This is a genomic window from Pseudomonas sp. HLS-6 (assembly GCF_002753995.1).
Taxonomy (GTDB): domain Bacteria; phylum Pseudomonadota; class Gammaproteobacteria; order Pseudomonadales; family Pseudomonadaceae; genus Aquipseudomonas; species Aquipseudomonas defluvii.
In genome coordinates, this window is the sequence record NZ_CP024478.1 from 2,588,360 (window position 1) to 2,614,796 (window position 26,437).

Below are 26,437 nucleotides of genomic sequence, written 5' to 3' on the forward strand. Positions count from 1 at the left end.
CGTTCTCCTACTCATCTACCCGTACTTCGCGGAACATGCCCATTTCCATGTGGTACATGAGATGGCAGTGATAGGCCCATCGACCCAGTGCATCGGCGGTGACGCGGTAACTGCGCTTGGTGCCGGGTGGCATGTCTATCGTATGTTTGCGAACCATGAAATTGCCGTTTTCATCTTCCAGATCGCTCCACATGCCGTGCAGGTGTATCGGGTGCGTCATCATGGTGTCGTTGACCAGGACAATACGGATTCGCTCCCCGTACTTGAGCCGAATCGGCCCGGCATCGGCGAACTTGATGCCGTCGAACGACCACGAGAACTTCTCCATGTGGCCGGTCAGGTGCAAGGTGATCGTGCGGCTCGGTTCGCGGCCATCGGGGTCCTGGAAGGTGCTCTTCAGGTCAGCGTAGGTCAGTACGCGTCGGCCATTGTTTCTCAGGCCCATGCCGGGATCACTGAGCTTGGGGGCCGGGGCCATGGTTTGCATGTCTACCAGTGGATTATCGGTTTCAGAGGCTGGGTGGTGCTCCATGCCACTCATCGCGCTCATGTCATGCATGCTGTGCTCAGGCGTTGTGCCTGGCTGGCCATGGTCCATGCTCTGCATGCCATCCATGGTTTGCAGGCCGTCCATGCTCTGCATTCCATCCATGCTCTGCATAGCCCCTTGGTCCATGTTGGTCATATCGCCATGGTCCATGCTCCCATGGTCCATACCGCCCATGCCCATGTCGCTCATGCTGATCTGCGGCCGTGGGTCGAGCGTTGGCACAGGAGCGCTCAGCCCTTCGCGTACGGCGAGTGTGCCCCTGGCAAAGCCGGTGCGGTCCATTGATTGGGCAAAGAGGGTATAGGCCTCCAGGGTCGGTTCGACGAGCACGTCATAGGTTTCGGCCACGGCAATACGTAACTCATCGACACTTACCGGCGTGACGTATTGGCCGTCTGCTGCGACGACGGTCATTTTCAGGCCGGGAATGCGCAGGTCGAAGTAGCTCATGGCCGAGCCGTTGATAATCCGCAGCCGTAGCCGCTCACCCAGTTTGAACAGGCCGGTCCAGTTAGCGTCGGGAGCGTGTCCATTGAGCAGGTAGGTATAGGTGGCTGCACTGATGTCGGCAAGATCGGTGGGGTTCATCTTCATCTGTGCCCACATCTTTCGATCGGCTACAGTGGCGGCCCAGCCGTTCTTGCCGACATCATCAATGAAGTCACCAACGGTACGCTTGTGGTAGTTGTAGTAGTCAGACTGCTTCTTCAGCTTTTTCATGACATGCGTCGGGTTTTCGTCGGTCCAGTCCGACAACATCACCACATAGTCCCGGTCGTAGCTGAATGGCTCGGGTTCCTTCGCGTCTATGACCAGCGGCCCATAGACACCAACCTGTTCCTGAAAGCCGGAATGGCTGTGGTACCAGTAGGTGCCGTTCTGTTTGACCTTGAACTGGTACACATACACACCACCCGGCTCGATACCGTGGAAGCTCAGGCCGGGTACGCCGTCCATGTTCACCGGCAGGATGATTCCGTGCCAATGAATCGAGGTGTTTTCTTTCAGACGGTTCCTGACTCGCAGGGTGACCGTATCACCTTCACGCCAGCGCAGTAGCGGCCCTGGCAGGCTGCCATTGATCGTCATGGCGGTACGTGGCGTACCGGTGAAGTTAACGCCCATTTCACCAATGGACAGATCGAAGTCGTTGCCGGTCAGTACATTCGGCTGGCCAGGGCTGGCAATCGCCCATACTGGCGTGCGCCACAGGCCGCAGCCTGCCAGCAATCCGCCTGCGGCCAGGGCTTTGACAAAGGTGCGTCTGGAGGTCGTGGAAGACATGCCTGTGGTGTCCCGTCAGTCAGAATCTCTCGATTGGAGAGAACGTGTTATCTCAGGGCGGGAGGCATTTTTGCGGATGCCAGGCGCCATGGACATTACGATGCCACAGCGCAATCGGGCAGGTGATTACATTTCAGTCAGGTTGGCTGATTCAGGGCTGGGTACCCTTCGCCCCCTGATCGCTCTCGAGGATATCCGAGAAGCGGCCAATGGCCTCGACCACCTGTTTGGCACCCACGTGAATCGCCTGCATGGCAGCGCCTGCTTCCTCTGCGAGTGCCAGGCCTTGTTCGGCCTTGAGGGTGCTGTCGTGCATGCTTTTGACTGCTTGCTGGGCAAGCGCCTGACTGCGCGCCACCACCTCGCCGATTTCAAGGGTGGAGGTACTGGTGCGTGTCGCCAGGTTGCGTACTTCGTCGGCCACCACTGCAAAACCGCGGCCTTGTTCACCGGCACGTGCCGCTTCGATGGCTGCATTGAGCGCCAACAGGTTGGTTTGCTCGGCAATGGCGCGAATGGCGCCAACAATGCTGCCAATTTCCTCGGACAGCTGACTCAGGGCATTGATGTTGCCGGCGGCCTCCCGAAGTTCCTCGGCAATGTCCTGTACCCGGCTGACCGCCTGGGCAACCACGGCCGTGCCCTGACTGGCGTGCTCATTGGTTTCACGCGAGGTTTCGAAGGCCAGCATCGCCGCCTGCGACTCGGACCGGCGCTGCTCGATTCTCTCAGTGATGTCGCTCGCCAGTTTCATGACCCCGTACAACTTGCCGTCTACGTCGTAGAGCGGGTTATAGGTAGCCTGCAGCCAGACGTGTCGTCCTTGCCTGGCTACGCGCTGGAACAGCCCCGAACGCGGTTCACCTCGGCATAAGCCTAGCCAGAAATCTTTATAGGCAGTGCCGTGCACTTCACTGGGCAGGCAGAAGGTGCTGTGGTGTTTGCCACGAATCTCTTCCAGGCGGTATCCCATGGTGTTCAGGAAGTTATCGTTGGCGTTCACCACCTTGCCCTGCAGGTCGAACTCGATCACTGCCATTGAGCGATTCACCGCATCCATTACGCTGGCGTGCATCTGGTTGCGCAGCGTACCTTCGGTGATGTCGGAGGCCACTTTGATGACTTTTTCAACCTGGCCATTGGCGCCTCGAACCGGCAGGTAAGTGGCCTCCAGCCAGACCGCTCGCCCCGTGCTCGACAGGCGCTGGAACTCACCACTGACAGGCTCGCCTTGTTGCAGGCGGCGCCAGAGTGCCGCGTATTGCGGGCTGTTGGCATACTCACTGGTGCAGAACAGGCGGTGATGGCGGCCCATGAGGGCGCTCAGGGAGTACCCCATCAGGGTGAGGAACAACGGGTTCGCATCGATAATTTCACCGCTAGTGCTGAATTCGATGATTGCCATCGACTCGCGCAGGGCGTCGTGTTCGGCGTCCCGCTCGGCCAGGCGCTGCTGGCAGGCATCCAAGGCGTTTTTCAGAAGGGTGGATTTACGTGTGAACATGCCGGGAGTTCCAGAGAGAAGCGTAGCGTGAGAGTCGCAGAAGGCAATTTGATACTGTCGTACCATTGTGCACCAAAATACTTGTACATAAGTAATTTTATGTACAAGTATTTTGGGGTGAGGTGCCTGGCTGCACCAGGCAATCATGTGGTGAGTGACGCCCGTGCCATGTGCTGGCCCAATCGCTGCACCAAGCATTTGCGTGGGCCACTGGTATTCAATCTGAAAGGTTTTCACTCGTAAATTGAGCTTTAGGCGTAGGCTTTAAAGGGGTATTGCACGCGCAGGTGTTCTGCTTTTCTAGCCAGTCACAGGGCTCTGCCGAGAGGGAGGCGTGTATGCGCAACGAATCGCGTGAGCCGGGTGAACCCGTCAAGCGCCTGTTTTTCGCCTTGCCTTGTGCGCAGGCACAACGTCGAGCCATTGCTCAATGGCGCGGTGCTCTCCACGTGGACAGCGGGCGCCCGGTGCCGGTCGACAATTTCCACGTCACGTTGTTATTTCTTGGTGCCGTTGCGGTAACGCAGGTTCCTGCCCTCTGTGCGGCGGCTGCGACTGTTGCGCGAGCAGGCCAGCACTTGACAGTGCCACTTGATCGCCTGGAGGTGTGGCGTCAGTCCCGTGTGCTCTTGCTGACTTCCGTGCAGACGCCGCTGCTGCTGCGTCAACTGGTCTATGCCCTGCGGGAAGCCATGTTGCCGTTGGGCTTCACTGAGTTGCCCAAGGATTTCCGGCCGCACCTGACACTGATGCGCGACTACCGTACTGCCGTCCCGGAAAGCAGTGCGCCGCCGGACTTTCATTTGAATGCCGGCCATTTCACGTTGCTCGAGTCCCATAAAGGCCAATATCGACCTGTGGGCGAGTGGCGTTTAGGCGGCTAGCTCAGGGTACTGCCACGGCCTTGGTGTTGCCTCGCAGCCACTCGCCGGGTGATCTGCCGAACTGCTGACCGAAAGCCGCAATGAATGCTGACAACGACTCGTAACCGCACGCCAGCGCCACATCGGTCACGCGGTCGCCACGCTCCAGTGCCGGTAGCGCACTCAGCATACGCAGCCGCTGACGCCAGGCACGAAAGGTCAGGCCCGTCTCGCGTCGGAACACTCGGCTGAGGGTTTTCTCCGAAACGCCCAGCTGGAAAGCCCAGGTCGCGAGCCCGGTTGCATCGTCGGGGTGCTCCTGCAAGCGCTGGCACAAACCACGCAGTCGTTTATCGCCGGGCAGCGGTAAACGCATGTCTTCCTCAGGCGCGCTGGCGAGTTGATCCAACAACACCTGCACCAGACGACCATCGGCGCCGTGTTGTTCGTAGTCCACTGGTAGGCCGCTGAAGGTGGAGATCAGTTCGCGTAGCAGCGGGTTGATGCCCAGCACGCGGCAGTCGGTGGTACGCCTGCAGTTGGCAGCCTGGTCCAGGTACAGGCTGCGAATACAGGTGCCCGTCGTGCAGGTCACCCGATGCACGGTGTTGGCGGGTATCCATACCGCGCGATGTGGCGGTACGACGTAGAACGCGTGTTCGGTATGCACTTCCAACACGCCACTGATGGCATGGGACAACTGCGCCCACGGGTGGCGATGGGCGTAGCCGAGCGCAATGTTGGGTAATGCGTGTGCATGGCCGTACACCGGACGCGGCAGCCGCTTGAGCGCGGCGAGGCGTTGTGTGGGGCGTATTGCGTGTTGTCCGTTTGGCGACACTGGCAGCGTTCTGGCGTTAGTCGTAATGGGCCACAGACCGTATCGTCTCGCCCGGCAAGCTTCAAGCCTAACCTCATTTGCCAGGACGCCCGATGAAATCGTTACGTGTGTTGTTCGATAATTTCACCCTTGCGCTGCTCGCAGTGATCCTTGTCGCCACACTGTTGCCATGCGAGGGGCAGGGCGCCTTGGTGTTTGGCGTGTTGACCAACCTGGCCATCGCCCTGCTGTTCTTTCTGCACGGGGCCAAGCTTGCCCGCGCGGCGGTCGTGGCCGGGGCAGGGCACTGGCGTCTGCACCTGCTGGTGTTTGGGTGCACCTTCGTGATGTTCCCGCTGCTGGGGCTGGCACTCAAACCGCTGTTCCTGCCACTGGTTGGCGATGAGCTGTACCTGGGCGTGCTGTACCTCTGTGCTTTGCCAGCGACGGTGCAGTCGGCCATCGCCTTTACCGCACTGGCCCGGGGCAATATTCCGGCGGCAATCTGCAGCGCCGCCGCGTCGAGCTTGCTGGGTATCGTACTGACGCCTGTGCTGGTGGTGCTGTTGATGGGGGTGGAGGGCGAGGGGGCTTCCAGCCTCGATGCGTTGTTGAAGATTGTTCTGCAACTGCTGGTGCCCTTCGTGGCCGGGCAACTGGCCCGACGCTGGATTGGCGCCTGGGTGATGCGTAACGCTACGTGGCTGAAAACCGTGGACCAGGGCTCGATTTTGCTGGTGGTCTATACCGCCTTCAGCGATGCGGTGGTCAGCGGGCTCTGGCAGTCCGTCGCGTTCTCACGACTGTTGGGCCTGACGCTGGCGTGTTGCGTGCTGCTGGCCGTAGTGCTTTGGTGTACCCAGGCATTGGGCCGTTGGCTGGGCTTCAACCTGGAGGATCGCATCACCATCCTCTTTGCCGGCTCAAAGAAAAGCATGGCCACCGGTGTGCCAATGGCTCAGGTTTTGTTTGCCGGGGGTGGCATTGGCGCGGTAATCCTGCCGCTGATGATCTTTCACCAGATCCAGTTGATGGTTTGCGCGGTCTTGGCGCAACGTTATGCGCGTCGCGTGGGTTGAAACTGGGCGAGTCGTTGATTTCAGAACGGTCCTACAGCCAGCCGGCAGGTGGATCTGCTAGCGTTCAAGCTTTTCGGGCTATCGGCCCATGGGGATACTGCTGTGCTCTGTCTGCCCACTGTTCGCTTGCTGTTTCCCGCTGCGGTTCTGCTGCTGACCGGCTGCCAGGCCCAATCCCTGCCATTGCCCAAGAGCGAAAAACTCTCTGCAGAAAAAGTCGCGCAGATCGCGACGACCATCGACCAGACCTACCCGAAGCTGTCCACCGACATACGCACCCAACTGCTCAATACCGTGGTGCAGTCGCTGGACAATATGGTGTTTGTCGAAGGCGGTGAGTTTCAGATGGGGGATTTCGGCTGGAAGTGTGACTATGACCCCAGCAATATGTGCAAATGGCCGTGTGGGGTTGAGACCGAGCGGTTGTGCAATATCAGCATGGATGGGGATGATGATTTTGTTCATCCGGTTAAGTTGAGCGGCTACTATTTTTCTAAATTCCAGACCACGCTAAAAGACTTCGATTTATTTTTTATTGCCCAAGGCAAACCTCTTTTTGATAAAGAGCTACGAAAGCGAGAGGACTTGCAGTTCCGGTACCAGCCTAAAAAACCCGCCTTCCCTCAAGCGTGGCAAGAAGCCAAAGATTACTGTGGCTGGCTGGGCCAGTTGAGTGGTTACCCTGTAGATTTACCTACTGAAGCCCAATGGGAATATGCCGCTCGCAACCGTGGTCAGTATGTGTTTTTTGCTACCGATAACGGTGGTTTGGACTATGGGCGAAATTTTCCTCACCCGGATGAAACGCGTACCTTTGCAGTAGACCGTTTCGTACCCAACCCCCTGGGCATTTACAACCTGTCTGGCAACGCCGTTGACTGGGTCAATGACTGGTATAGTGCGGATTATTACCGTCACTCCCCCGTAGAAAATCCAACCGGCCCAGAAACCGGAACACTGCGCGTGCACAGAGGCTCAACCTATGCCGAAGGGCCGCTACTTTCTGCGAGTACGGTTCGGCGCTGGGCTGATGAGCCTGTAAAAAGCCGATACTTGCCCGGTTTTGGCTTCCGCTGCTCCATACAGTCCGATCAGCCACTCTGAGTAAGTAGCAGACAAGGGCGTAATCATCCGCCCTTGTCACTTTCAGTGCTTACGCTAGCCCTGTGAACCTGCCGCTGCGTTGCGCAGCCAATAGAATGTCCTGCTTGGTGCTAAAAGAGCTCGGCGACCAGGCCATGCGCTCCTCACTGCGTTCGGCTTTCGGACTGACGGCTAGCCCATCAATAAAGCGATTGAAGAAGCGTTGCTCGCGGGCATCGAGTAGCGAGTTGATTCGTGCCAGACTCTCCATGGCATTTACCTTTTGGGCTTTGGGATCGCAGTGTTCCAACACCTCGATAAACTGTCGCCAAGTGCGCACAGCTGAAAGCAGCATAATCAATGCACGCTCCCGACGCTCGTTAAAGCTCCAAACCAAGCTCTCTGACAACAGGTGGACCATGGGACCCATTGTCTCGGGCGGTAGCAGGCTCAGGGGAATACGTTGCCCACCTATCCATACAGCGTGATACTTAAGCAAGTGGTCTGTTAGCCGTTCTGCTTCCAGCTTGGTCGCATTTCTTTCGTCCCACCAAGTAACCATTTCATACAAGCTTTCATGAAGTATTCTCTGGCTCTCATCTATAGGGTGACTAGCGACCTTAAATAGCCCAGATACCAAGTAACTAAACGCATCATCCGTTACACCCAGTAAATACCGGTAATCCACCTCAGCCAACGCCTTGCAAAACAGTAAGGCCAGTTTCCCGACCAGCTCCACGTCGACTACGGTAGTGAAGCCGCCGCCGGCCCCTGGCCCCAGTACTAGCGAACCACTGCAGCGTATAGCCAGCCGGTTCTTCGCAATTTCAATACCAAACTCGCCACTCACGCCAATGCCTGCGGCAACATTCCCCTCCGCCTTGATCTGCGCCAAATCCACCCAGTTGCTGCTGGCATTCGCCTGACCGGGCTCGATGTTGCCAATGCCTTGCAGGTCGGGTTCGATCCATTGAAAGCTGCCGGTCAAGGCGCCACCGGTTTGGGCGCCAGCAAACGCAGTGGCTTTGACCCCGATATAGCCACTTTTACCGACGTCCAGGGTTGGCGTGCCGAGCAAGGCCGTTGCGCCCGCGGGCTGTTCGCGGGGTTTGTACTGTGTCTTTGTTGCCGCTTCCCCCTGTAATTGGGTGCCCACGAAGCAACTCAGCTCCAGCCGGCCACTCAGGCGGAACACGCCCAGGGGGTGGCGCACGGTCTTACCCTCGCCGTTGCGGTAGGTGATGCTGGCCAGGTAGCCGCCCTGGCTGGGGAAGTAGCTGTTGAAGGACACCGCGGCGTCGGCCAGGGAAAATTCGGCCGTGCCCTTGACCCCGACGTCGATCAACCCCTGCGCCGGGTTCCAGCTGTTGATGCCGGCACTGGCGCTGGCGGCGAAGCGCAAGGCCTGGGCGTCGGCCGAGACGGCGTAGCGGGCCGCGTCGGTGGCGTTGGAAGTCCAGGAGACTTCCTGGTGCAAGGTATTGAGCAGGTTGTCCTTGTCACTGCTCCACGAGGCCAGCTTGGCCTCCAGGCTACCCAGTGGCCCTGATTTGCGGCTGGTGCTGATCGCCGACTGAATGTCCTTGATCAGCTCACCGGCCAGTTGCTTGTTGAAGGGTTTACTGGCAAGAGTCTGCGTGCTGATGCGCACTTTCCAGTCGACGCGCTGATGGAACGACGTGCGGATGTAGTGGCGACGGCTCGGGTCGCTGAACAGGATAACTTCCACTACATGCAGGCCGGTGCGCTGCTGATGCCCTTGTTCTGCTCTGCGCTCACGGCCTTTACCGTGTTTGAGGTCGGGCATGGCCGCCGTGGAACGGTTGCTGCTGGCTTCAGCCTGGGCCTTGCGCTGGGCGGCCAATTGCGTGCGCAGTTCGGTGATTTGCGCGTCGATATCCTGCACTTTCTGCTGCTGCAGTTGTTCCCAGTTGCTTTCGCTGCGGCTGCCCGAGAACAGGCTGGGCTCATAGCGTTGGTACCAGTCGCGGGCTTCCTGCAGGGTATGGAGTTGCCCGGACAGATCTTCCTCGGTCGTCGGCGTTGATGTGCTCGGCTCAGCAGGTTCGACCGGCGCCTCACGGGTCAGCACGCCTGCGGCTTTGGCCTTGAGCGTCCAGTCCTCTTTGACGCAGCGGGTGCAACTGCACGCGGCATAAGGCACTTCGATGCGGGCGCAGTGGCTGACGGGCTGGGCGGCTGCCAGCGTTTCGTGCAGTCCATCAGTTCGCGAACGAAGGCGACTTCCTGTTTCAGGGCCTTGGCCTGCGGGGCGGTCAACACGCACAGGTGCGGCGAGCCTGTCACATGGACCACATCAACCAGCTCTTCCTTGCATTCGATACTGCCTTCAATGGAAAGGCAGGTCTGGTCATTGGCAAAGCTGAGGGGCGGCAACGGTATCTGTGATGGTGTGGCGGGCAGGTTGAGTTGCCAGCCTACCTTGATCACATCGGGATCCTTGATGATCGGGTTGAGCGCCAGTACCTCTGGCACGCTAGACCCATTCTGCTGAGCGATAAGCACCAGCGTGTCGCCGGCTTTGACGGTGTAGGTGTTAACCAGCATCTGTTTGTCGTCCTTGTACGTTAGCGGCCCTCATGGCCAACCCGCAGCCCTGAGTGCGCACAGCGATGAAGGTTGTGACGCTAACAAATGCCTATGAAAACCAATGTAGGACCATTCCTAGTGCTGCGACATATCTCTCCGAAAAATCGAGCACGTCATCTGGACTGTCTCCCGTGTAAGCGGCAGCATTGCCGGCGATACACCGATCGCCAGCAATGCCGACTACTACCGCTCTGCGTTCGCAGCCCTTACACACGGGCTTCCAGGATCAGGTTGAAGGGAGTTTCCGTTGCGCGGCGGAACCGGCTGAATCCCGCCTCGTTGAACACCTTGCGCAAGCGTGCCTCTCCGGCCTGCGCACCCAGGCCCAGGCCGACCTCCTGGGACAAGGAGTTGGGCGTGCAGATAAAGGTCGAGGCGGCGTAGAACAGCCGGCCCACCGGGTTGCTGTTCTCTTCCAGGGTGTCGTTGGCGTAGGGCTCGACCAGCAACACGGTGCCGTCCGGTTTCAGTGTTGCCCGGGCATGCCGGGCAGCCCCCACGGGGTCGCCCATGTCATGCAGGCAGTCGAAGTAGCAGATCAGGTCGTAGTCCGCACCGGGATAGTCCTTGGCGCTGGCCTGGATGAACTGCACGCGATCCTCTACACCGCCTTCCACCGCGCGCTGTGTTGCCGTGGCAATGGACGGTGCGTGGTAGTCGAAGCCGGTAAACCGCGACGCCGGGAAGGCCTGGGCCATGATCACGGTCGAGGCGCCATGCCCGCAGCCGACATCGGCCACCTTGGCGCCTGCACGCAATTTTTCGACGACGCCGTCCAGCGCGGGCAGCCACTCCGCGACCAAGTGCGCACGGTAGCCGGGCCTGAAGAAGCGCTCGGTGCCGCTGAACATGCAGGCGTGGTGCTCGCCCCATGGCAGGGCACCGTTGCCACGCATGGCCTTTACCAGCTTGTCCTTGTCGTGGAACAACGCTGAAATCACCACGGCGCCACCGGCGACGTACACCGGCGAGTCCTCTATTGCCAGGGCCATGGCCTGCTCTTCAGGCAGGCGGAACTGGCCCTCGGCATACTCCATGTAGCCTGACGCCGCTTGAGCACTCAACCATTCGCGCAGCAACCGGGCATTGCAACCGGTTTTGCTGGCCAGCGCTTCAGGGGTGGTGGGTTGGCTGTCGGCCATGGCCCGATACAGGCCCAGCTCTTCGCCAAGAATTACGTTGGCAAGCATTGCAGCGGCGCCCATGTCGGTCACCAGCTTGCCCATGAAGTCATTCAGTTTGGCCTCGTCCATGGTGTGTACTCCTTTCAGAAGACCACTATCAACGCAGGCACCGACCAGGTCGGTGACCTCCGGCCGTTACATCGGGAGTGAGGCTTTAAGTATAGTTCCGCACCGTAGTGACGGTGATCCGTTCGGCTCGCGCCCCGTGCTGGCTAGGAGCCGTGTTTGCCGAGTGCCTTGGCGACATCGGCCTGGATCTTGTAGGCCGGCGCTTCCACCGCGTCGTAATCACGGGTGTAGCGGGCGGCAAAGTCATCGACGCCCCATTGCTGGTACTGCTGCACATGCTTGAGCTCATGGGCCCAGAGGGCGACGTTGTTCAGGGCGTCCTGCTCATGGCGAAAGACGATGATGTCCATCAAGGTCACGGCATTCACGTCGGGGTTTTGCAGCATGGCATTGGCGGCGTTCAGCTCCTGGGTATCGCCGACCTTGTAGCGGGCGCTGTCGAGGACCTGGAAGTCGTAGTAGGGTTCAAGTTGCACACGGATGTTCAGCGGAATCGGCTGAACATCATCCGCAGCGGCTGAATTGCGCGACTGCTTGATCCAGCCGGCAAGGCCGGTAGCCGCTATTTGGCCGACTTGCGCAAAGACGGTACCGATCTCTGTTTGGCTGACCGGCGCGCAGAAGCAGCTGCCCATGCACACCTGGTACTGGCCGGTGGGGCATTGTGTGGTGGCGCCAGAGGCGAGCAGGGGGCTGCACAGGGTAATGCTCAGGGCCATCGAACGGCCCAGTGTACGCAAGGAAGCGGCTGGCATGAGGGGTCTGGAACCAAGGCTGATCGGCAGTAAGGGCGGTGGATTCTAGCGAGTGTTCGACCATTGAGAGGGCGGTAAGTTGCGTTGTCGGCCCGCAGTTATCACCTGTGTTCGCCGAGGCCTGGGCCCGCGTGCCATGGCGCTGCCGACGGCCGTGTTGTTCAGCGCAGGGGGGCGGCGTAGAATCCCGGGCATCAGGCCGCACCCTCCATACTCATAATGATCTGTTGACTGCTCGCTTCACCCAGGCCTGCGGCCGTGGGTGGCGATAGCCTGCGCAGGTCTTTTGCGTATGAATTTGAGTTTCGAGTGCCCGTACAGGTACCGGGTTGGTTCTAGACCAGCCCGGCAGCGGCCCCTGTAGGCGGTGTGCTCCCAGAGCGTTGCCCATCTTTTGACAAATACACCCACGGATACGCGTGCCGGTAGTTGGTTGAGCGTGATTGCGCTGGCCCTGGCGGCTTTTATTTTCAACACCACCGAGTTCGTTCCGGTAGGCCTGCTAAGCGCCATCGGCGCGAGCTTTGAACTATCGACCGCTCAGGTCGGCCTGATGCTGACGGTCTATGCCTGGGTCGTATCTTTGACCTCGCTGCCGATGATGCTGCTTACGCGCAATATCGAGCGGCGCAAGCTGCTGGTTCTGCTGTTTGTCCTGTTCATTGCCAGCCATGTGCTGTCCAGCATGGCCTGGAGCTTTGGCATGTTGCTGCTCAGCCGCATCGGTATTGCGTTGGCGCACGCTGTGTTCTGGTCGATCACCGCCTCGCTGGCCGTGCGCGTGGCGCCGCCGGGCAAGCAGGTGCAGGCACTCGGCCTGCTGGCGACCGGCACAACACTGGCGATGGTGTTGGGCATTCCGCTCGGGCGGGTGGTGGGCGAGGCGCTGGGTTGGCGGATGACCTTCATGGCGATTGCCGGGGTGTCCGGGTTAACCATGCTGTGCCTGGCCAAGTCCTTGCCGTTACTGCCCAGCCAGAATTCCGGCTCGCTGCGAAGCCTGCCGGTGCTGTTCAAGCGGCCGGCGCTGGTGTCGCTCTATGTGCTGACCGCAATGGTCATTACCGCCCAGTTTACCGCTTACAGTTACATCGAGCCGTTTGTCGACGTCGTGGCGGCCATGAGCGGTGAGGTGACCACCTTGCTGTTATTGCTGTTCGGTGGTGCAGGGTTGTTCGGTTCGTTGCTGTTCAGCCGCTACAACAACCGCTTCCCTCGCGGTTTGCTGATGGCCTCAATCGCTGCCCTGGCGCTGTGCCTGGCGCTGTTGTTGCCCCTCTCCGGTGGGGTATTGGCGCTGGGTGCGCTGTGCGTGCTATGGGGCGTGGCCATCATGTGTTTCGGGCTGGTGATGCAGGCCAAAGTGCTGAACCTGGCGCCGGATGCCACCGACGTGGCGATGTCGCTGCATTCGGCGATCTACAACATCGGTATCGGTGGTGGAGCCTTGCTCGGTAGCGTGGTGATCAGCCACGTGGGTGTGGCTCACATCGGCGTCGTCGGTGGTCTGCTGGCCGGGGCTGCACTGTTGGTGTGCGTGGTGACCACCTACCGCTACAGCGCGCCGGCCAAGGTTGTTTCGCAGTAGAGTGGCTCAGTAGCTGTTGCGTACTCGCCGGGTAGTACGCCAGTGGGTCAATACCCACCAGTAGACCAGGCCGTTGACCAGCAGCACCACGGCACACAGTACGATCTGGATCGAGGCGGTCAGCCCGGCGGGGTAGATCAACGGCCAGACATAGTGCTCAATAAACCCGCCGCTGTAGCCCGAGCTGCCGGCGGCCTGGCGCAAGGCGTTTTCCCAGGCGGTCAGCGGGCAGGTCAAATGAAAGCCTTCGACCGCTGCGCCCCAGGCAATGGCCGGCACGTGGCACCAGATCAGCGGGCGCCACTTGAGCACCAGCAGTCCGCCAAAGAGCACAAAAAGAATAAACAGCAGATGGAACAGCACCAAACCATCGGCGCCCAGACGGTACAACATGATCACTCCTGAATCGGCTTACGGTCCCTGTTACGCAGCAGGATAATCCAGCTGCCATTACGGGCCGCAGTTTTATTTTAACGGGGCCGCTGGTGCTGCGCCGGTTAACATGAGTGACGGCCAGCCGCGGCTGCGGCTGGCCCCTGGTCGCTGAGATGCCCTTCAAGGTGCTACGTGATAGGGGTTGCGCGGGTCATGCTGCCAATCGAGGAAGGGTTTGCCGTTATCCTGCGCGACCATCTCGATACAGTCCTGCACCGGGCAGGTGATCTGGCAGAGGTTGCAGCCTACGCATTCGGCGTCGATCACCTCGTAGCGGTGGCTACCATCGGGCTGTTTCAGGCTGGCGATGGCCTGGTGCGAGGTGTCTTCGCAAGCGATATGGCAGCGCCCGCAGCCGATGCAGGCCTGTTGGTCGATCCTGGCGATGACCTGGTAGTTGATGTCCAGGTACTTCCAGTCGGTGGTGTGGCCGACGGCCCGCCCGCTGAAATCCCGCAACGTGTGATAACCCTGGCTGTCCATCCAGCGTGAAAGGCCGTCCTTCATGGCTTCGACGATTCGAAAGCCATGCAGCATGGCGGCGGTGCAGACCTGTACCGAACCACAGCCCAGCGCGATGAACTCGGCCGCATCGCGCCAACTGCCGATACCACCGATGCCGCTGATCGGCAGGCCCTGGGTGGCCGGGTCTCGGGCGATTTCGGCAACCATGTTCAGGGCAATCGGTTTCACCGCCGAACCGCAGTAACCGCCATGGGTACTCTGATTCCCGACAATGGGCAGGGCGACCATGCGCTCCAGGTCGACACTGGTGATGGAGTTGATGGTGTTGATCAATGACACCGCGTCAGCGCCGCCACGGTAGGCCGCACGTGCCGACTGGCGGATATCGGTGATGTTCGGCGTGAGTTTGACGATTACTGGCAGCTTGCTGTAAATCTTGCACCAGCGAGTAACCTGCTCGACGTACTCCGGCACCTGGCCGACTGCCGCCCCCATGCCACGCTCAGGCATGCCGTGGGGACAACCGAAGTTCAGCTCGATACCGTCAGCGCCGGTGGCTTCCACCAGCGGCAGGATGGCTTTCCAGGATGCCTCGACACAGGGCACCATCAACGACACGATCAGGGCGCGGTCGGGCCAGTCCTTTTTGACCTGGGTGATTTCGCGCAAGTTGATGTCCAGTGAGCGGTCGGTAATCAACTCGATGTTGTTGATCCCGATAACCTCGCGGTTGGCGCCATAGTGCGCCGAGTAACGTGACGACACGTTGACCGCAGCCGGGTCTTCGCCAAGGGTCTTCCAGACCACGCCACCCCAGCCGGCCTCAAACGCCCTGACCACGTTGTAGGCCTTGTCGGTGGGCGGGGCGGAGGCCAGCCAGAAAGGGTTAGGCGCTTTGATGCCCGCGAATTCGATCGACAGGTCTGCCATTTATGCGGCCTCCACGTGGTTCATCAGTTGGGCATGAATGGCCTGGGCTGCCAGCTTTCCGTGCTGCACGGCCTGGACGGTGAGGTCCTGCCCGAGTTGGGTACAGTCGCCACCGGCATACACGCCGGGAAGACTGGTGCGCATCTGTTCATCGACGCGAATGCGGTCGCCGTCGCGGGCCAGGAGTTGCCCGCTGGCGTCGTTCAGGGCGTGTTCATCGAAGGTCTGGCCGATGGCCTTGAAGATGGCATCGGCGGCCAGTTCGAAGGTTTCCCCGGTAGGCTGCAGGCGACCTTCGTCCAGGTGGGTACGAGCAAAGCGCATGCCGCGCACCCGACCCTGTTCATCCAGCAGGACTTCGTCGGGTTGTGCCCAGGTCAGCAGACGCACCTGATTGGCCTTGGCGATGTCCTGTTCATGTGCCGTTGCGCCCATGTCCGGGTAGCCACGGCGGTACACCAGGTTGACCTCACGAGCACCCAGGCGGGCCATCTGCACGGCCATGTCGATGGCGGTATTGCCGGCACCGAGCACGATGCAGCGCTCGGCCAGTGGCAGTTGGCTCAGGTCGTCGGCCTGGCGTAGTTCGCGGATGTAGTCGGTGGCGGCGAGCAACCCCGGCGCGTTTTCGTTGGCCAGGCCGAGTTGACGGCTGGCGTTCAGGCCAAGGCCAAGGAACACCGCATCGAACTGTTGGCGCAGATCCGACAGGCTCAGGTTGTCGCCCAGTACCTGACCATGGCGTATTTCAATGCCGCCAATCTGCAGCACGAACGCCAGTTCGCGCTGGGCGAAGTCGTCGACCAGCTTGTACTTGGCGATCCCGTACTCGTTCAGCCCTCCGGCCTTGGGCCGTGCCTCGAAGATCACCACGTCGTGGCCATGCCAGGCCAGCCGATGGGCACAGGCCAACCCGGCCGGGCCGGCACCGACCACCGCGACGCGCTTGCCGGTAACGGGCGCGCGCTGGAAAGGGTGGGCGTCGAAGTCAGCGTGGTCCAGGGCGTAGCGCTGCAGCGCGCCGATCAGCACGGGCGCGCATTCCTGATGATGGTTGCGCACGCAGGCTTGCTCGCACAACACCTCAGTCGGGCAGACCCGTGCGCAGCTGCCACCGAGGATGTTGGCCGAGAGAATTTTCTCGGCCGCACCCTGGAGGTTGTCCTGATGAATGTTGCGTATGAAGGCGGGGATGTCGATTTCGCTGGGGCAGGCGTTGACGCACGGCGCATCGTAGCAGTACAGGCAGCGTGCGCTTTCCAGCGTAGCCTGACGGGCATTGAGCGGCGGCGCCAGGTCGCCGAAGCGCTCGGCCAGGGTGGCGTTATCGACGCCGGGTCGGGGGAGGTGATTCAAGGAGTCGATCACGGTGGTGGCCTCTGTTCTGATTGTTAGAGTCACTACGGCCTGTGGGGCAGCGTCACGGCCTTGCTTTCAGCGTTTCACGGCGCTCGGCTTATGCAATTCGGCACGCTTGCTCAACAGGTCGAATACCGCAGGGTAGGCGGGCCGTTCGAGGTAGCGCCCGGCACCGCGCTCGGCGCGCAAGTCACCGTTGGCCCAGACCAAGCGGCCTTGGCTGATGGTGTGGCTGGGTATGCCGCGCACGGTCTTGCCTTCGAAAATGTTGAAGTCGACGTTCTGGTGATGGGTCTTGGCCGAAATGGTCCGCGTGCCCTCCGGGTCCCAGAGCACCAGGTCGGCATCGGCGCCGACGCGCAGGGCACCCTTGCGCGGGAAGAGGTTGAAGATCTTCGCGGTGTTGGTCGAGGTCAGGGCGACGAAGTCGTGCACCGACAGCTTGCCGCTGTTGACCCCTTCATCCCAAAGCACGGCCATGCGGTCTTCAATGCCGGCCGTGCCATTGGGGATCTTGCTGAAATCGTTGCGCCCGGCGGCTTTCTGCTCGGCGCAGAAGCAGCAATGGTCGGTGGCGGTGGTGTGCAGGTTGCCTGATTGCAGGCCTTGCCACAGCGCCTGTTGGTGGCCGATTGGGCGGAACGGTGGGCTCATTACGTAGCCGGCGGCCGTCTGCCAGTCCGGGTGGCGGTACACACTGTCATCCAGCAGCAGGTGCCCGGCCAGTACCTCGCCGTACACCGGCTGGCCCTTGGCCCGGGCGTAGCTGATTTCGTCGAGTGCCTCGCGGGTCGAGACATGCACCAGGTACAACGGCGTACCGAGGGTTTCGGCGATACGGATCGCGCGGCTGGCCGCCTCACCTTCGACCTGCGATGGCCGCGACAAGGGATGCGCCTCGGGGCCGGTGAGGCCCTGGGCCAGCAGCTTGCGTTGCAGGTGGTAGACCAGTTCGCCATTCTCGGCATGTACGGTAGGCACCGCGCCCAGTTCCAGGCAGCGCTCGAAACTGGCTACCAGGGTATCGTCGGCGGCCATGATCGCGTTCTTGTAGGCCATGAAGTGCTTGAAACTGTTCACACCGTGCTGTTGAACCAGTTCGCCCATTTCCTCCCGTACCTGTTCGCTCCACCAGGTGATTGCGACATGGAAGCCGTAGTCGGCGGCGGACTTCTCGGCCCAGCCACGCCACTGGTGGAAGGCTTCGAGCAGCGACTGCTGCGGGTTGGGAATGACGAAATCGATGATTGACGTGGTCCCCCCGGCGAGGCCTGCAGCGGTGCCGCTGAAAAAGTCCTCGCTGGCCACGGTGCCCATGAAGGGCAATTGCATGTGGGTGTGCGGGTCGATGCCGCCCGGCATCAGGTACTGGCCGCTACCGTCGAGTACTTCGCAGCCAGTGGGGACCTCGAGGTTGTCGCCAATGGCCTTGATCAGGCCGTCGGCGCAGAGCACGTCGGCCCTGTATCGCTCTTCATGGGTAATCAGGGTGGCGCCACGGATCAACAACGTCATAGCGAAGCTCCTCACAGGCTTGACCGGTGTTCCGGTTCTACATTTTGTGCCACGGGACGCTGCTGGCAGAATCCTGCCACTGCTGTCAGAAATTGAATCTAGTTGTGCTTTTTCGATTGGGCAAGAATATTTCTAATAAGCTTATTCCTAATTCAAACTACTGATTTTTAAGGATAAAAAGACAAAATCAACAAATTGGTGCAGGCGCTCACCAAATTGACGCACTTGACAGAAAGCCGAAATGGTCAAGATTTCTCATGGGAAATCAGCGGTTTGACCGGGACAGGTGCGGGCCTATGGCAATCACCCAAAAATATTCCCTGCACCCCTTTGGTTCCCCAGGGGCGTACCTGCGTCAGGTGACCGTGAACCCAGTCGCCGTCGGGGTGCGTCCATCGGTGCTGTCGGTGCGGGGAAAGCGGCGTTGTACGCCGTTTTCAACACAATCGCAGCCGCCGTCGCCTGTTTCGGCACGCTTATTGTTTGCCGCCGCTGTGCGTTGGCCGGAGCCGCGATTGTTCAATGCAAGTGCAAGAACTCCAGCCATCGTCACGATGTGCAGACAATCAGAACAACAGTGGAGCGGCCATGCAGCAGATCAAATCGCAAGTGAGCGAACGCGACGGCTTGTTCGAGCTCGACGCCGGCAGTGACGTTCTCGAGAGCCCCCGGTACAACCACGATATTGCGCCGACCAAAGTCCACGAGCGCACCTGGAACAAATGGCATATCACTGCGCTGTGGGTCGGCATGTCGATCTGCGTGCCGACCTACACCCTGGGCGGTGTGTTGACCGCCTACTTCGGTCTGACGGTTGGGGAGGCGTTGCTGGCGATCCTGCTGGCAAACGTCGTGGTGCTGGTACCACTGACACTCAATGCCTTTCCCGGGACCAAATACGGCATCCCTTTTCCGGTGTTGTTGCGCTCTTCATTCGGAATCATCGGCTCCAACGTGCCGTGCCTGATCCGTGCCTTGGTGGCGTGTGGCTGGTTTGGCATCCAGACGATGTTCGGCGGCCTGGCTATCCACCTGTTTTTTGGCGCGATCTCGCCCGAATGGAAAGCCTTGGGCGGCACCGGTGAGGTGATCGGCTTTCTGCTGTTCTGGACCTTGAACCTGTGGGTGGTGTTGCGCGGTGCCGAGTCGATCAAATGGCTGGAAACCCTCTCGGCTCCATTGCTGATGCTGGTGGGGGCTGGGTTGCTGTTCTGGGCCTTGCCGAACGTTTCCATCAGCGAGTTGATGGCGCAACCGCCGAAACGCCCGGAAGGCGCGAGCGTGACCGGTTACTTTCTCGCCGGACTGACAGCCATGGTCGGTTTCTGGGCCACCTTGTCGCTGAACATCCCTGACTTCAGCCGCTACGCGAAAAGCCAGAAGGACCAGATCGTCGGGCAGATCATCGGTTTGCCGCTGACCATGTTCCTATTCGCCGCCCTGGGGGTTGTACTGACGGCCGCATCGGCATCGCTGGTAGGGGAAACGGTGTCCGACCCGGTCAGCCTGATCGGGCACATCCAGAACCCGCTGTGGGTTGCCTTGGCGATGGCCCTGATCATCATCGCCACGCTGTCGACCAACACGGCTGCAAACATTGTTTCACCGACCAACGACTTCCAGAACCTGGCGCCAAAATGGATCGGCCGCACCAGTGCCGTCATGCTGACCGGCGTGGTCGGGCTGTTGCTGATGGCCCATGAGCTGCTGAAAAAGCTCGGCCTGATCGTCTCTGACGTAAGCCTGGAGTCGGTCTATTCCAACTGGCTGCTGGGGTATTCCAGCCTGCTGGGGCCGATTGCCGGAATCATGGTGGTGGACTATTTCCTGATTCGTCGGCAGACCCTGGACCTGGCTGGCCTCTACCGCGACGATGTGTATCCCGCCTGGAACCTGGCCGGTTTCGTCGCCTTCGGTGTGCCCGTGGCCCTGACCCTGTTATCGCTAGGCAGCACGGCGTTCAGTTGGTTCTATGATTACGGCTGGTTTACCGGTTCGGCCTTGGGTGGGCTGATCTACTACATGCTTGGCAGCCTCAAGGCTTACCGCGCTGCGAGCGTCAAAACCAGCGTTTAAACCCCCAGGCCCGTGGAGGCCCGTTGACTGATGCAGGAGATGCACATGCAAACAGCTCAGGACGTTCTGCAATCTACCCTCCACCACGTCGACGGAGGTCGACTCTGGCGTTCACTGATGGAGCTGGCGCAGCTTGGTGCCACCGCCAAAGGTGGCGTTTGCCGTCTGGCACTGACTGACCTGGACCGCCAGGCCCGTGACCTGTTCGTGACGTGGGCGCAGGCTGCCGGTTGTACGGTGACGGTGGATGCGGTGGGCAACATCTTTGCCCGTCGTCCAGGGTGCAACCCGACACTGCCGCCGGTGATGACCGGTAGCCATATCGACACGCAGCCTACGGGCGGCAAGTTCGATGGTTGCTTCGGGGTGATGGCGGGCCTTGAGGTGTTGCGCACCCTCAATGACCTGAAGGTGGAGACCGAAGCGCCACTGGAGGTGGTGGTCTGGACCAACGAGGAGGGCTCGCGTTTTGCTCCGTGCATGATGGGTTCGGGCGTCTTTGCCGAAAAGTTCACCCTTGAGGAAACCCTGGCCAAGACCGATGCCGAGGGCATCACTGTCGGCGAAGCACTCAATGCCATCGGCTACGCAGGATCGCGTGCGGTGACCGGGCACCCGGTGGGCGCCTATTTTGAGGCGCATATCGAACAGGGGCCGATACTTGAAGACCAGCAAAAGACCATTGGCGTGGTGCTCGGTGCCCTTGGCCAGAAGTGGTTTGACCTTAACCTGCGCGGGGTCGAGGCCCACGCCGGGCCGACACCCATGCACCTGCGCAAGGATGCGCTGGTGGGGGCAAGCGCTGTGGTGGCCGCGGTAAACCGCGTGGCACTGGAGCACCAGCCGCATGCCTGTGGCACCGTAGGGTGCCTGCAGGCCTACCCGGGATCGCGCAACGTCATACCTGGCGAAGTGCGCATGACCCTGGACTTCCGTCACCTGGAGCCCGCGCGCCTGGCGTCGATGATCGCGCAGGTCAAGGACGTGATCACTGACACCTGTCGTCAGCATGGCCTGAGCTACACCCTGACGCCGACCGCTGACTTCCCGCCCCTGTACTTCCATGAGCGTTGCGTAGAGGCGGTGCGCAATGCCGCGCAGGGGTTGGGCCTGTCACACATGGACATCGTCAGCGGTGCCGGGCATGACGCGATCTTCCTGGCAGAACTGGGGCCGGCCGGGATGATATTCGTACCTTGCGAAGGCGGGATCAGCCACAACGAAATCGAGAATGCCGCACCGCAAGACCTCGCCGATGGGTGTGCGGTGTTGCTGCGGGCGATGTTGTCGGCAGCGCAGGCCATAGCGCGTGATCGGGAAGCGGCATGATCTCGAATTTACATTATGTGTATAGGGTATCTGCTTGTTTTAATTAGATTAAATTCCAGTACTTAAAGTAAATTCTAGCTTGTTATTTTGACCGATTTCAGGGTTCTGTGACGGGCTTGCCTGCGATGGTTTCGACGGGGCGTCAGTGAATGCGTGGCGCCTGCATCGTTGGCAAGCCAACGTCCCGCAGGGGCAATTCAGGGCGTCGAACGCGGGCTGTGCGTCATGAGGTTGTTTTCATCCAGGCTTTCCTGAACCATCTGCAGAAAGGTTGCCACCAGTCGCCGTGAGCTCTGTTCGCGCAGGCACACCAGGGTTTCGGTCAAGCGTCGTTGGCAGTCGACAATCGGCAGGGCACAAACCCGCGCATCGGCGCCGAACTCGGCCGCCGACACCACCCCGACGCCAATGCCCACCACCACAGCCTCCCGCGCTGCTTCGCGGCCTTCGACCTGAATCGCCGGGCGAATGCGCAGGCCTGCGCGTTGCATTTCTTCTTCCAGGGTTTGCCGGGTCACCGAGCCCGGTTCGCGCAGCACGATGGGCGTGTCATCGAGGTCCTGGAGGCTGATCGAGGCACGGCTTGCCCACGGGTGCTGGTGGGAGACGAAGGCGACCATCGGGTCGTCGCGCAAGGGCACGCAGAGCAGCCGTTGATCGTCGACATCGCGCCCCAGCAGGGCCAGGTCGGCCTGGTAGTTGAACAGGCGCAACAGCGACTCGTCGGTGTTGCCCGTCTCGATCTTCACGCTGATGCCGGGGTAACGCTGGCAGAACCGGGCGATCTGCGGCAGTACGTGTACCGGGGCGTCTACCGCCAGTACCAGGGTGCCGGTCTGCAGCGCGCGTGAATCCTGCAGCAGTTCGTGCGCTTCGTCCTCGCAGGCAAACAGGCGCTGGGTGATGCCCAGCAGGCGCTCACCCAGATCGGTCAGTTGCACCGATCGTTTGTTGCGGTGGAACAGCAGGATGCCGAAACGCTCCTCCAGTTTGCGCACCTGATCGGAGATCGCCGGCTGAGTGAGGAATAATCGTTCGGCGGCACGGGTGAAGCTGCCGTGCAGCGCAACCGCGTGGAAAGCCTTGAGTTGAGCGTGTGAAACGGACATGGCGGTACCTGTTACAAGCTGAGCTTATATTTGAAATACGATAAATCGATTTTATTTATCAGTCAGTAATTGTTTCCATCGCTCTCAGCCCGCTGGCAACATTCGTTCGAGTGTGTCCCGGGCCATGGGCTCTGGACGACAGCGCAAACAACAACCGCGTATCCCCGGGATCCATCTGACCAGGTGATGGCCTTGCTTGGCCGTCACGCAGTGCGCAACACAAGAACAAGACAGGCGTTTTTTCCCAATTCTGCCGGCACACTCAGATTCCGAGGTCAGATTCATCATGAATAAACACATCGCAAGCATCAAACGTTGGCGCATGCAGATCTTCGCCATCACCTGGTTGGCCTATGCGGCGTTCTATTTCACCCGCAAGGCTTTCTCGGTGGCCAAACTGGGCATTGGCGAAGACCCCAGCTTCACCCTCGACAAAATGGCCATGGCCAACCTCGATGCGATCTACCTGACGGCCTATGCCGTCGGCCAGTTCACCTGGGGCATGCTCGCCGACCGCTTTGGTCCCAGGGTGGTGGTATTGGGCGGCCTGGTGATTTCGGCCGCGGCGGCGGTGGTCATGGGGAGTTATGCGACGTTCCCGATTTTCGCCACCTGCATGCTGATTCAGGGCTTGGCGCAATCCACCGGCTGGGCAGGGCTGTGCAAGAACATTGGCAGCTTCTTCCCGGCGGTTCAGCGCGGCCGTGTACTGGGGCTGTGGAGCTCTTGCTACGCCTTCGGCGGCCTGGTCGCCTCGCCGTTTGCCGGCTGGTGGGCGTACACGCTGATTGGCAGCTGGCACGCTGCGTTTTTCTCCAGTGCTGCGGTGGTCGCTGTGGTGGCAGTGCTGTTCTTCTTCCTGCAGCGCAACAAGCCCGAGGACGTTGGCTTGCCGGCGGTTGAGCCGGAGCCGGAAAGCATGGTGCCTGGTACCACCCTGTGCAGCGTCTGGGCACCTCTACGCGAGATTCTGCGCAACCGCACGGTGCTCACCCTGGGCCTGGCCTATTTCATGTTGAAGCCGGCGCGCTACGCGATTCTGCTCTGGGGGCCGGTCATCGTCTTCGAGCAAATGCCGTCGCTGGGCAAGGTTGGCGCGGCCATCGTGCCCACTGCGTTTGAACTGGCCGGCTTGCTCGGGCCGATCATGATTGGCCTGGCCTCGGACAAACTGTTTGGCGCCCGGCGTATGCCCGCCTGTGTACTCAGCCTGCTGGTGTTGACCGTGACGCTGGGGTTGTTCATGGGGGCGATGCACACCGGCAGCGTGATGTTGGTCGTGGCCTTGTTGTTTGTCATGGGCCTGACCCTCTATGGGCCGGATTCGATGATCAGCGGCGCCGCCGCAATTGACTTCGGTACCGCCAAAGCGGGCGCCACTGCTGCTGGTTTCGTCAATGGCTGTGGCTCGGTGGGGGCCATTCTCGGCGGCCTGCTGCCGGGCTACTTCGACACGGTCACGGTGTTCATTGTGTTTGCTGGCTGCGCCTTGTTCTCGGCGCTGGTACTGGTACCGCATTGGAACAGCCGCCCGGCCAGCCTGGCCGAAACGGCAGCCGTCGCACCGAACACATCAATGGCAATCAAGCCAATGCGCACCTGAGTCGACAAGGAGACACACAATGAGGCCGTTCTGGTTACAGCAGGCATTGGACCAGGAAGAGGCGGCGCCTTGTGCGCCGCTGGCCGGTGACAGCCGTTGCGATGTATGCATCGTCGGCGGCGGCTACACCGGTTTGTGGACCGCGCTGATGCTCAAGGAGCAACAGCCGACGCTGGATATCCTGCTGATTGAGGCGGATACCTGCGGCGCAGGTGCCAGCGGGCGCAATGGTGGCTGTGCCTTGTCCTGGTCGGCCAAGTATTTCACGCTGGAGCGGCTGTTTGGGGTTCAGGAGGCGGTGCGCCTGGTCCGGGAGTCGGAACAGAGTATTCGGGCTATCGGCGACTACTGTACTGCCCATGGTATCGACGCCGACTACCGATTGGATGGCACCCTGTACACCGCCACCAACTCCGCTCAAGTGGGGGCGACAGACCGTGTGATCGCCGCGCTGGAGCGCCAGGGCGTGAACTCGTTCCAGCGTTTGCCATTGGCGCAGGTGCAGCGCCTGGCAGGTTCGCACAAGCACCTGGAGGGGTGGTTCTCGCCGGCGGCAGCAACGGTTCAGCCCGGTAAACTGGTACGTGGTTTGCGCCGGGTCGCGCTGCAGCGGGGCATTCGTATCCACGAACAGACTGCGATGACCGGCCTGCAGCAGGGGCGACAATCACAGGTACAGACCGCCCACGGTACGGTACACGCCGACCGTGTGGTGCTGGCCTTGAATGCCTGGATGGCACGGGCGTTCCCACAGTTCGAACGCAGCGTAGCGATTGTCTCCAGTGACATGATCATCACTGAGCCGTACCCACAGTTACTCGAACAGATGGGCTTGAGCACAGGTATCAGTGTGCTGGATTCGCGGATTTTCGTGCATTACTACCACAACACCCCGGATGGCCGGCTGATGCTTGGCAAAGGCGGTAATACTTTTGCTTATGGCGGAAAAATGCTGCCGGTGTTCGATCAGCCGTCGCCCTACGAGCCGTTGTTGCGGCGAAGCCTTGGCGAGTTTTTCCCGGCATTGGCCGACGCACGGATCGCGGCGACCTGGAACGGTCCTTCTGACCGCTCGGTCACCGGCTTGCCGTTTTTTGGCCGGTTGCAGGGCGAGGGCCAGGTGTTCTATGGCTTTGGCTACTCCGGGAGTGGGGTGGGGCCTTGCCATATGGGCGGGCAGATTCTGTCCTCATTGGTTTTGGGGCTCGACAACGCCTGGACGCGCTCGCCGCTGGTCAATGGCCCGTTGGGCTATTTTCCACCTGAACCGATCCGTTACCTGGGGTCGTTGATGGTGCGCAATGCGATCCGGCGCAAGGAGCAGGCCGAAGACCATGGGCGCCGACCCCGCCGCCTGGATGTGCACCTGGCCAGGTTTGCTGCAGCGGCTGGCAAGGCCGACAAGGGTTGAGGCGATTTTTTGTCGATTGCGGCAAAGAGGGCGTATAAACTGCACCCACTTTGCCGGTCGCTACCTGAACCGGCGCTTGAAGCACAGAAAGAGAGTCGACATGGGCGCACAGTGGAAAGCCAAACATAAAGAAGCAGCAGCCAATGCCAAGGGCAAGATCTTCGGCAAGCTGGCCAAGGAAATCCAGATCGCCGCACGCGGTGGTGCCGACCCTGACATGAACTCCCGCCTGCGTCTGGTGGTCGAGCAGGCCAAGAAGGCCTCGATGCCTCGCGAAACCCTGGAGCGCGCGATCAAGAAAGGTGCTGGCCTGTCGGGTGACGTCGTGCAGTACACCCTGGTCAAGTACGAAGGTTTCGCTCCGCATCAGGTGCCACTGATCGTCGAGTGCCTGACCGACAACGTCAACCGCACCGTTGCTGAAATCCGCGTACTGTTCCGCAAGGGTCAGTTGGGTGCCGAGGGTTCGGTGTCCTGGGACTTCAACCACGTTGGCCTGATCGAAGCCAGCCCGGACAGCGCCGACGCCGACCCGGAAATGGCCGCCATCGAAGCCGGCGCCCAGGATTTCGAGCCTGCCGAAGAGGGCGCGACCCTGTTCATTACCGAAACCACCGATCTGGATGCGGTGCAGAAGGCGCTGCCTGAGCACGGTTTCAGCGTCATTTCGGCGAAAATCGGTTATGTACCGAAGAACCCCGTCACCCTCGACAGCGAAGAAAAGCTCGCTGAAGTCGAAGCCTTCCTTGAGGCCATCGACAACCACGACGACGTGCAAAACGTCTACGTCGGTCTGGCAAGCTAATACCTTCCCGT

General features: G+C 60.6%; 21 protein-coding genes. 9 read left to right on the forward strand and 12 right to left on the reverse strand.

What is annotated here, in order from left to right:
• Positions 1 to 7: 7 nt before the first annotated feature.
• Together CS390_RS12290 and CS390_RS25515 are read right to left on the reverse strand one after the other, a co-directional pair.
• Entirely contained in the window at positions 8 to 1,834 is a 1,827-nt protein-coding gene (locus tag CS390_RS12290; protein ID WP_099774694.1) for a copper resistance system multicopper oxidase, read from the reverse strand.
• Between the two features lie 151 nt (positions 1,835 to 1,985).
• Entirely contained in the window at positions 1,986 to 3,338 is a 1,353-nt protein-coding gene (locus CS390_RS25515; RefSeq protein ID WP_099774696.1) for a PAS domain-containing methyl-accepting chemotaxis protein, read from the reverse strand.
• A gap of 338 nt (positions 3,339 to 3,676) precedes the next feature.
• On the opposite strand from CS390_RS25515, the gene thpR reads away from it, so the two are divergent.
• Complete coding sequence (gene thpR, locus CS390_RS12300; RefSeq protein ID WP_099774698.1) at positions 3,677 to 4,222, forward strand: RNA 2',3'-cyclic phosphodiesterase; 546 nt, start codon at positions 3,677 to 3,679, stop codon at positions 4,220 to 4,222.
• A 1-nt stretch (position 4,223) separates the two neighbouring features.
• Here the strand turns inward: thpR and CS390_RS12305 are convergent, their stop codons facing one another.
• Complete coding sequence (locus tag CS390_RS12305; protein ID WP_099774700.1) at positions 4,224 to 5,042, reverse strand: helix-turn-helix domain-containing protein; 819 nt, start codon at positions 5,040 to 5,042, stop codon at positions 4,224 to 4,226.
• Positions 5,043 to 5,134: 92 nt separating this feature from the next.
• On the opposite strand from CS390_RS12305, the gene CS390_RS12310 reads away from it, so the two are divergent.
• Both CS390_RS12310 and CS390_RS12315 read left to right on the forward strand, forming a co-directional pair.
• Complete coding sequence (locus tag CS390_RS12310) at positions 5,135 to 6,100, forward strand: bile acid:sodium symporter family protein (protein WP_099774702.1); 966 nt, start codon at positions 5,135 to 5,137, stop codon at positions 6,098 to 6,100.
• 102 nt (positions 6,101 to 6,202) lie between these two features.
• The gene (locus tag CS390_RS12315; protein WP_256587609.1) at positions 6,203 to 7,204 is read left to right on the forward strand and encodes an SUMF1/EgtB/PvdO family nonheme iron enzyme; all 1,002 of its coding nucleotides are present in this window, start codon (positions 6,203 to 6,205) and stop codon (positions 7,202 to 7,204) included.
• A gap of 49 nt (positions 7,205 to 7,253) precedes the next feature.
• Here CS390_RS12315 and CS390_RS12320 read toward each other — a convergent pair whose 3' ends face one another.
• From CS390_RS12320 to CS390_RS12335, 4 genes are all read right to left on the reverse strand, one after another.
• Positions 7,254 to 9,275 (reverse strand): peptidoglycan-binding protein, encoded by a 2,022-nt coding sequence (locus CS390_RS12320; RefSeq protein ID WP_099774704.1) that lies wholly within the window; start codon positions 9,273 to 9,275, stop codon positions 7,254 to 7,256.
• Positions 9,269 to 9,751 carry a LysM domain-containing protein gene (locus CS390_RS12325; RefSeq protein WP_099774706.1) on the reverse strand — a complete coding sequence of 161 codons (483 nt, stop codon included), beginning with the start codon at positions 9,749 to 9,751 and terminating at the stop codon, positions 9,269 to 9,271. Before CS390_RS12325 ends, CS390_RS12320 begins: the two co-directional genes overlap by 7 nt.
• A gap of 248 nt (positions 9,752 to 9,999) precedes the next feature.
• Positions 10,000 to 11,046, reverse strand: a complete 1,047-nt coding sequence (locus CS390_RS12330) for a class I SAM-dependent methyltransferase (RefSeq protein ID WP_099774708.1) — start codon at positions 11,044 to 11,046, stop codon at positions 10,000 to 10,002.
• 143 nt (positions 11,047 to 11,189) lie between these two features.
• Complete coding sequence (locus CS390_RS12335) at positions 11,190 to 11,801, reverse strand: DUF4157 domain-containing protein (protein WP_099774710.1); 612 nt, start codon at positions 11,799 to 11,801, stop codon at positions 11,190 to 11,192.
• A gap of 394 nt (positions 11,802 to 12,195) precedes the next feature.
• Here CS390_RS12335 and CS390_RS12340 point away from each other — a divergent pair, with 394 nt between their 5' ends.
• Positions 12,196 to 13,389, forward strand: a complete 1,194-nt coding sequence (locus CS390_RS12340; protein WP_065761935.1) for a sugar transporter — start codon at positions 12,196 to 12,198, stop codon at positions 13,387 to 13,389.
• A 6-nt stretch (positions 13,390 to 13,395) separates the two neighbouring features.
• On the opposite strand, the gene CS390_RS12345 is transcribed toward CS390_RS12340, so the two are convergent.
• The 4 genes from CS390_RS12345 to hydA form a co-directional block, all read right to left on the reverse strand.
• The gene (locus tag CS390_RS12345; RefSeq protein WP_065761936.1) at positions 13,396 to 13,782 is read right to left on the reverse strand and encodes a DUF2784 domain-containing protein; all 387 of its coding nucleotides are present in this window, start codon (positions 13,780 to 13,782) and stop codon (positions 13,396 to 13,398) included.
• A gap of 162 nt (positions 13,783 to 13,944) precedes the next feature.
• The gene (preA, locus tag CS390_RS12350) at positions 13,945 to 15,219 is read right to left on the reverse strand and encodes an NAD-dependent dihydropyrimidine dehydrogenase subunit PreA (RefSeq protein ID WP_065758368.1); all 1,275 of its coding nucleotides are present in this window, start codon (positions 15,217 to 15,219) and stop codon (positions 13,945 to 13,947) included.
• Positions 15,220 to 16,587, reverse strand: a complete 1,368-nt coding sequence (locus tag CS390_RS12355; protein ID WP_065758369.1) for an NAD(P)-dependent oxidoreductase — start codon at positions 16,585 to 16,587, stop codon at positions 15,220 to 15,222.
• Between the two features lie 66 nt (positions 16,588 to 16,653).
• On the reverse strand, positions 16,654 to 18,093 hold the full coding sequence (gene hydA / locus CS390_RS12360; protein ID WP_065758370.1) for a dihydropyrimidinase: 1,440 nt from the start codon (positions 18,091 to 18,093) through the stop codon (positions 16,654 to 16,656).
• A 588-nt stretch (positions 18,094 to 18,681) separates the two neighbouring features.
• Between hydA and CS390_RS12365 the strand changes: the two genes are divergently transcribed.
• Together CS390_RS12365 and CS390_RS12370 are read left to right on the forward strand one after the other, a co-directional pair.
• Positions 18,682 to 20,169, forward strand: a complete 1,488-nt coding sequence (locus CS390_RS12365) for an NCS1 family nucleobase:cation symporter-1 (RefSeq protein ID WP_099774712.1) — start codon at positions 18,682 to 18,684, stop codon at positions 20,167 to 20,169.
• 45 nt (positions 20,170 to 20,214) lie between these two features.
• Positions 20,215 to 21,498 carry a Zn-dependent hydrolase gene (locus CS390_RS12370; RefSeq protein WP_065758372.1) on the forward strand — a complete coding sequence of 428 codons (1,284 nt, stop codon included), beginning with the start codon at positions 20,215 to 20,217 and terminating at the stop codon, positions 21,496 to 21,498.
• 197 nt (positions 21,499 to 21,695) lie between these two features.
• On the opposite strand, the gene CS390_RS12375 is transcribed toward CS390_RS12370, so the two are convergent.
• Positions 21,696 to 22,607, reverse strand: a complete 912-nt coding sequence (locus CS390_RS12375; RefSeq protein ID WP_065758373.1) for a LysR family transcriptional regulator — start codon at positions 22,605 to 22,607, stop codon at positions 21,696 to 21,698.
• A 286-nt stretch (positions 22,608 to 22,893) separates the two neighbouring features.
• Between CS390_RS12375 and CS390_RS12380 the strand changes: the two genes are divergently transcribed.
• From CS390_RS12380 to CS390_RS12390, 3 genes are all read left to right on the forward strand, one after another.
• A complete protein-coding gene (locus tag CS390_RS12380) occupies positions 22,894 to 24,210 on the forward strand; it encodes an MFS transporter (protein WP_099774714.1) in 1,317 nt (438 codons plus the stop codon).
• 19 nt (positions 24,211 to 24,229) lie between these two features.
• The gene (locus CS390_RS12385) at positions 24,230 to 25,621 is read left to right on the forward strand and encodes an FAD-dependent oxidoreductase (protein WP_099774716.1); all 1,392 of its coding nucleotides are present in this window, start codon (positions 24,230 to 24,232) and stop codon (positions 25,619 to 25,621) included.
• Positions 25,622 to 25,721: 100 nt separating this feature from the next.
• Positions 25,722 to 26,426, forward strand: coding sequence for a YebC/PmpR family DNA-binding transcriptional regulator (locus CS390_RS12390; RefSeq protein ID WP_099774718.1), 705 nt, complete (start codon positions 25,722 to 25,724; stop codon positions 26,424 to 26,426).
• The last annotated feature ends 11 nt before the right edge of the window (positions 26,427 to 26,437 follow it).